This window comes from Ferruginibacter sp. (assembly GCF_014377975.1).
Lineage (GTDB): Bacteria > Bacteroidota > Bacteroidia > Chitinophagales > Chitinophagaceae > Ferruginibacter.
Window position 1 is genome coordinate 1 of record NZ_JACMOO010000277.1, and the last position, 6,565, is coordinate 6,565.

At 38.0% G+C, this 6,565-nt stretch carries 6 protein-coding genes and 1 tRNA gene; 1 reads left to right on the plus strand and 6 read right to left on the minus strand.

What is annotated here, in order from left to right:
* Positions 1-61: 61 nt before the first annotated feature.
* The 6 genes from clpX to H7254_RS14490 all read right to left on the minus strand — a co-directional run bounded on the left by clpX (position 62) and on the right by H7254_RS14490 (position 5,992).
* Positions 62-1,300 carry an ATP-dependent Clp protease ATP-binding subunit ClpX gene (gene clpX, locus H7254_RS14465; RefSeq protein WP_301933636.1) on the minus strand — a complete coding sequence of 413 codons (1,239 nt, stop codon included), beginning with the start codon at positions 1,298-1,300 and terminating at the stop codon, positions 62-64.
* Between the two features lie 243 nt (positions 1,301-1,543).
* Positions 1,544-2,629: a hypothetical protein gene (locus H7254_RS14470; protein WP_301922185.1), complete on the minus strand. Its 1,086-nt coding sequence runs from the start codon at positions 2,627-2,629 to the stop codon at positions 1,544-1,546.
* Between the two features lie 136 nt (positions 2,630-2,765).
* Complete coding sequence (locus H7254_RS14475; protein ID WP_301933637.1) at positions 2,766-3,392, minus strand: ClpP family protease; 627 nt, start codon at positions 3,390-3,392, stop codon at positions 2,766-2,768.
* A 116-nt stretch (positions 3,393-3,508) separates the two neighbouring features.
* Positions 3,509-4,201, minus strand: coding sequence for a ClpP family protease (locus tag H7254_RS14480; RefSeq protein ID WP_301922187.1), 693 nt, complete (start codon positions 4,199-4,201; stop codon positions 3,509-3,511).
* Positions 4,202-4,433: 232 nt separating this feature from the next.
* On the minus strand, positions 4,434-5,801 hold the full coding sequence (tig, locus tag H7254_RS14485) for a trigger factor (protein ID WP_301933638.1): 1,368 nt from the start codon (positions 5,799-5,801) through the stop codon (positions 4,434-4,436).
* 109 nt (positions 5,802-5,910) lie between these two features.
* Positions 5,911-5,992: transfer RNA gene (locus H7254_RS14490), tRNA-Leu, on the minus strand.
* A gap of 133 nt (positions 5,993-6,125) precedes the next feature.
* Here H7254_RS14490 and H7254_RS14495 point away from each other — a divergent pair.
* A partial coding sequence (locus H7254_RS14495) for an HD domain-containing protein (RefSeq protein ID WP_301933639.1) occupies positions 6,126-6,565 on the plus strand: 440 nt, incomplete at its 3' end.

Genomic DNA, 6,565 nt, shown 5'->3' on the forward strand with positions numbered 1-6,565 from the left:
AGGTATTAGCACAAAAAAAACTGCAATTAAAAATTGCAGTTCTCCTGATGATTTATTTTTCTTACGCTACTTTAAGCATACTCATTTTACTGGTATTAAATTTACGCTGTGCGTATTCCAATGTTACTTCAAATGTTTTTACTTTTTGAGAAGGCAACTCGTACATAGCATCCGTTAAAATGCTTTCGCTAATGCTACGTAAACCTCGTGCACCCAATTTGTATTCCAACGCCTTTTCCACCATAAAATCAAACACAGCAGGTTCAAAACTTAAAGCAATTCCTTCAATTTCAAATAAGCGGGTAAATTGTTTTATCAATGCATTTTTGGGCTCTGTTAAAATGTTGCGCAGCGTAGGTGCATCCAATGGATTCAGGTAGGTAATAACAGGTAAACGGCCCAGTAATTCCGGTATTAACCCAAACGTTTTTAAATCAACGGCATTAATAAACTGTAACAAATTCTTCTGTTGAAATTCCTGTAATTCTTTGTTTACACTAAACCCGATGGCATGTGTATTTACACGGCGGGCGATGATCCTGTCAACACCATCAAATGCACCTCCACAGATAAAGAGAATATTTTGTGTATTTACTTTTACCAATTTTTGTTCAGGGTGCTTACGTCCGCCCTGCGGTGGAACCAATACTTCCGTTCCCTCCAGCAATTTCAGCAAACCCTGCTGTACTCCTTCACCACTTACATCTCTTGTAATAGATGGGTTGTCACTTTTACGGGCTACTTTATCAATTTCATCAATGAAAACAATTCCCTTTTCTGCTGCTGCTACATCGTAGTTACAGGCCTGCAACAACCGGCTCAGCATGCTTTCTACATCTTCTCCTACATATCCAGCTTCTGTAAAAACAGTGGCATCTACAATGGCGAAGGGCACGTTTAACATCCGGGCAATAGATTTAGCCAACAATGTTTTACCCGTCCCGCTTTTACCCACCATAATGATATTGCTCTTTTCAATCTCTACATCATTTTCTACCTTTTGGTTTAATCTTTTGTAATGATTGTAAACAGCTACGGCCAGAATTTTTTTCGCATCATCCTGCCCTATTACATACTCATCTAAGAATTTTTTTATTTCGATGGGTTTTTTTACAGTTAATTTATTTGCTGCACCACCCTGTTTTGCATCAGGATAAATCATCAGTTCCTGCCCGATTATTTCCTGGGCATGCTCTACGCAATTTTCGCAAATATGCCCTTCCTGCCCTGCTATCAGTATCTTAACCTCATCGCGGCTTCTGCCGCAAAAAGAACAGTGTAATGTTTGTTGTTTGGCCATTGTAACCTGTTTAAAGCTCGTTTAATTTTATGGACTGCAAATATAGCTAATTGCCTGCTTTATAACAGACAATCTTATGTTATAGAACGTTGCAGCAACTGTTAAATCGTAATAACAGGGGCTATGGAAGATAAATGTTCTAAAAGAAATAAAGTAAAGTTTTGAAAAAAGTCTTCTGCTCTAAGAGTAGGTTAGGGTATGTGAAAGGTAAAAAATATTATATCTGTTTTTTTGATTGCCCATTTAATTTGGCAACTGCATCAAATGCTTTTGCAGCATTTGTTTCAACTGGCGTTTTACGATTGCGCCCATGGTGTTACAGCCTGAAAAATAGTTAGAATTAAAATGCTCATTGAGTTCGTTGCGCAACAATTTTACTTTGTAATTTTCAGATATCTCATCCTTAATCATTATGTTGAGCAACTCCATAATTTGCCTGCGGCTGGCTATTACCCGGTAAGCCATGGTGGTACGTTCTTCTGCCTGGTATTGCTCAATTACCCCCGGGCTTAAATTTTTTAAAACAAGGTCAACATACTCAAAGTTCTCTTTGTAAAACTGTGGCAGGTACAAATTTTTTTTTGCTTCGTACGATTGCTGATCAAAATCAATTGCACGCATGCGGTATTGATAATCTTCAATATCGGGCGTAATATCTATCACAAAATTATAGCTGCGCATATCGCCCAGCAAGCGGGCAAAACAACGTTCATTAAATTTTACAAACTCTTTGGCAATGCGTATTTTGTTTGTTTCGGGCAAGCCCAGATAGTCTTGCAAAAAAACATCACCCGGTATACCGGGAATATGCTCTTCGACCAGCGTATTTTTATGATACAAAAAAGTAATGCGGTTGGGCGAAAGCAGGTGCTCCAGTTCCAGCCCGTAAATACGCGATGCATCTATAGACTTAATGTAATAATGATCGTAATTGTCATTTATTTTATTAATGATCCTTATCCTAAAAGGCATACTGTTGCCAAATTCACAAAAGTCTATCCGTTCAACATCCAGGTGTTTTACGTAGTTTAAATTACCTTCTGTTTTAAGAATGGCATAAGTCTTAATCAGGCCTTCTTTTAAATATTCCATTTCTTTAAAATCGTACACCGCCGTTTCCCAATGCGTTAATTTACCTTTTTTATCTCTTAACGAAGTAGCAAAACGGTAATTCAGCAAATCTTTATACGCGATCGGCAATGTAATATCGCGGTCATATTTTTTAAGATAGGCCTGCAATCCTTCACTTACCGGAAAAGCTTCCTTTCTCATCAGTGGCCTGTCGGTGTCCTTACTTAGTTTTGCATTAATAATATCTTCGAACTGCATTTTGTAAAGTTAAGTAACTGCTTACTCTCTGCTGCTGCAAAAGGGTATTTAATGATTCAACAATTTTGCTGAAAAAAAAGGGATGAATGTAAAATGGCCGGTGATTAAACCGGCCAAAAGTTTCAATAAAAATTTATTACAATTTACTCATCACGTCATCTACAATGCCATAGGCAATAGACTCTTTGGCATCCATCCAAAAATCACGGTCAAAGTCCTTCATTATTTTTTCGTAGGTCTGGCCACAGTTATCTGCCAAAATATGAGCACCCAGTTGTTTAATTTTCAGAATCTGCACTGCCATAATTTCAAGGTCGGCGCTTACTCCCTGTCCGCCGCCACTTGGCTGGTGAATCATAACCTGCCCGCTGGGAAAAATAAAACGTCTTCCCTTTGTACCACCACTTAACAGGATACTGCCCATACTGGCTGCCATACCCATACAAACTGTGCTTACAGGGGATGTAATCATTTGCATGGTATCGTAAATTACCATGCCGCTGGTAACTACTCCACCAGGGCTGTTGATGTAAAAGGTGATCTCTTTTCCAGGATCAATTGCTTCCAGGTACAGTAACCGGGCGGTAATATCCTTGGCACTTTTATCATCTACCACGCCCCATAAAAATATTTTACGCTGCTCAATAAATTTTTTGTCGAACTGCCAACCGCTCACCATTTTTTCCATCGGATTTTCGGGTAGGTCTTTTGGATTTTCTTCTTCTTCGTCTAAACGTATTTGTTTGTTGTTATAGTAATTCATCGTGTTATTTTTTTGTAATGTTGTTTTCAATTGCTGCGATGCTCAAAAATGGTATACCGTAAAAGTGAGTGACACAAAGATGTTTAATAGTAGTATTAAAGCCGGTGCAATATGTATTAATCTTTTTTTGCTTTGCGGGGATTAATGGTTAATACTTCATCAACAATACCATAATCCTTTGCTTCAGTTGAAGTCATCCAATAATCTCTTTCGCAATCCTGTGATACTTTATCAAAAGGCTGTCCTGTATGCTGTGCAATGATCTCATATAACTCACTTTTAATTTTACGTATCTCGTTTACAGTTATTTCAATATCGCTTGCCTGGCCACCTGCACCGGCACTTGGCTGATGTAACATGATACGGCTATGCTTTAGAGCGGTACGTTTACCGGCCGATCCGGCGCACATTAAAACTGCTGCCATACTTGCTGCAATACCTGTACAAATGGTAGCAATATCGGGTGTTACAAACTGCATCGTATCGTACATGCCCAAGCCGGCATATACACTTCCACCCGGCGAATTGATGTACATCTGGATGTCTTTTGTGCGATCGGTACTTTCTAAAAATAAAAATTGTGCGGTAACGATATTGGCCACTTCATCAGATACCGGGTATCCTAAAAAAATGATGCGATCCATCATCAAACGGCTGTAAACATCCATCACCGCTACATTCATTGGCCGCTCTTCAATGATATTGGGAGTAAGATTGGTTACATTGTGTTTAATGTATCCGTCCAGGGTATTGCTGCTGATACCACGGTGTTTAACAGCATATTTTTCAAATTCTTTTCCAAAATTCATATTAATAAAATTATTTATGGTAAAATATATAATTTATTGATGAACCCAAATATTATGCTATAAAAAATTTGCGACAAAAAGGCGGAAAGAAAGCAGGATATTTTATTTATTAATTACCGGTTTAAAATAGGCAGCTTTTTATTTTTTTGATTATTTCTTAAAAAGGGAAAGGCAAAAAAATGCCGGAACATTATTAGCTCCGGCAAATTCAATATTTTAATTATTGAAAATTTTAGTGCTGGTGATTGTGTTGCATTGCAGTAAGTTCTTCACCGGTTACCTGCTTTTCTACTGGTGTAACCTGCTGCTGTGCCCAGTTAAATAATTTATCAGTGATCAACCTTCTGTAACTGGCATCTACCTGTTTTTCATCTTTTAACATCCTGTCAACATAACTGTCTAACCAGCTTGTATCCCCGCTCATGCTCATTCCTCCAAAGTAACGCATCACTTCTGCTCTCATAGATTCTTTTAATTCTTCAGCGCTCACTTCCAGTTTATTTTCCTTTACAATTTTATCGCTGATCAACGTCCATTTTAGCTGGTTGCTGAAACCCGGGAATTCTGCTTCGGCCTGTTCAGGGGTTTTGCGCTCTTCGCCACCAACCTGCAGCCATCTTTTTAAAAACTGATCCGGGAATTCTATTTTTGTTTCTTCCAGTAAATAATGATACAACTGGTCGTGTAACTGGTTACTGCTTTGCCCATTCCAGTATTGCTCAATTTCTTCTTTTAATTTTTTTCTAAACTCTTCTTCTGTAGCAACGGCAGCACCTGGAAAAACTTCATTAAAAAATTCTTCATTCAGTTCCCTTTTTTCAACCAAACCTATTTTTACAATCGCTAATTTAAAATATTTATTTGCAGCTTCTGCATCTTCTTTATCAATACCTAAATCCTGTACAAAAGCTTCCAGTTTATCTTTTTCAAAAGCTGCTGATAATTGAAGTACAACGCTCTCCTCTTTCTTTTTACCCATGAATTGTTTTTGCACATCAGCGGTAAAATATTTTACAATAACAGAATTTTCCTTTTCAATGCCACCTTCAATGGTGTTACCATCTTTATCAACTTCGGAAAATAAAATATTCAACACAGCTTCTTCACTTTCAACTGTTTCAGGCTCAGTCATTTTACCACCCTTAATCATCATACGATCTACTTCTTGCTGCACCATTTCTTCTGTTGCAGTTACTATATGCAAAGTTGCGTTGGCATTTACTAATGGCGCAATTTCGAACGCAGGTTTTAAACCAATTTCAAAACCAAATTCATAGTCAGCCGGGTTATTTACATCCAGCTTGCGGATGTCGGCATCCAATGCCAGGGGCTGTGCAAAAATATCTGGTTTTTCTGTCTCTAGGTAATTGTATAATTGCTTCTCTACAGTTTTAAGAATCTCATCGGTATAAATAGAAGGCCCGTACATTTTTTTGATCATTCCAGCAGGCACCATTCCTTTTCTAAAACCAGGAATGTTTACTGTTTTACTATATTCTTTTAGTTTCTTTTCAAAGGAGGGCAAATAATCTTCTTTACCAACTTTTATAATAATCTTGTCGTTTAGCAATGCGATGTTCTCTCTTACTACTGTTGCCATAATGGAAAATGTTGATATTTTAAAAACTCAAAAGTTGATAAGTGATTGAGAGAAGAAAGCAAAATAGCCTCCAGGTACACAATCCCTCAACTTATCAACTTAAAAAAAGTCCGGATAATAGGGGTCGAACCTACATGGATTGCTCCGCCAGATCCTAAGTCTGGTGCGTCTGCCAATTTCGCCATATCCGGTAATGTTACTTAAATGGAAAATACTTTTCTCCGATGACATCGGGATTCACTACTTCCGGTTTAGGGGTGCAAAAGTAAGGGAATTATACAAAATATTAAAACAGAAATGTTTTTTCGTAAATTCGTTTACCAGATGGAAACAACGCTCCCAATTATAAAATACACCTTCAGCGAAGAAGAAGAGAAGAAAGAAATACTAAGGCAGTACCGCGGTTTATTAAAAGAACTAAAACCCAAATTAAAGCCGGGAGATAAAGAATTGATACGCACTGCTTTTGAGATAGCCGTAGAAGCACACAAAACCATGCGCCGGAAAAGCGGTGAGCCCTACATTTTACATCCGCTGGCAGTAGCTAGAATTTGCGTAGAAGAAATTGGACTCGGCGTTCGCAGTACTATTTGCGCCTTGTTACATGATACGGTAGAAGATACCGATATAACCCTGCAGGATATACAAAGAGAGTTTGGCGCAGAAATAGCTAAAATTGTTGATGGCCTGACAAAGATCAGCACGGTGATGGACACCAACACCAGCCAGCAAGCTGAAAATTTTAAGAAAATTTTACTTACACT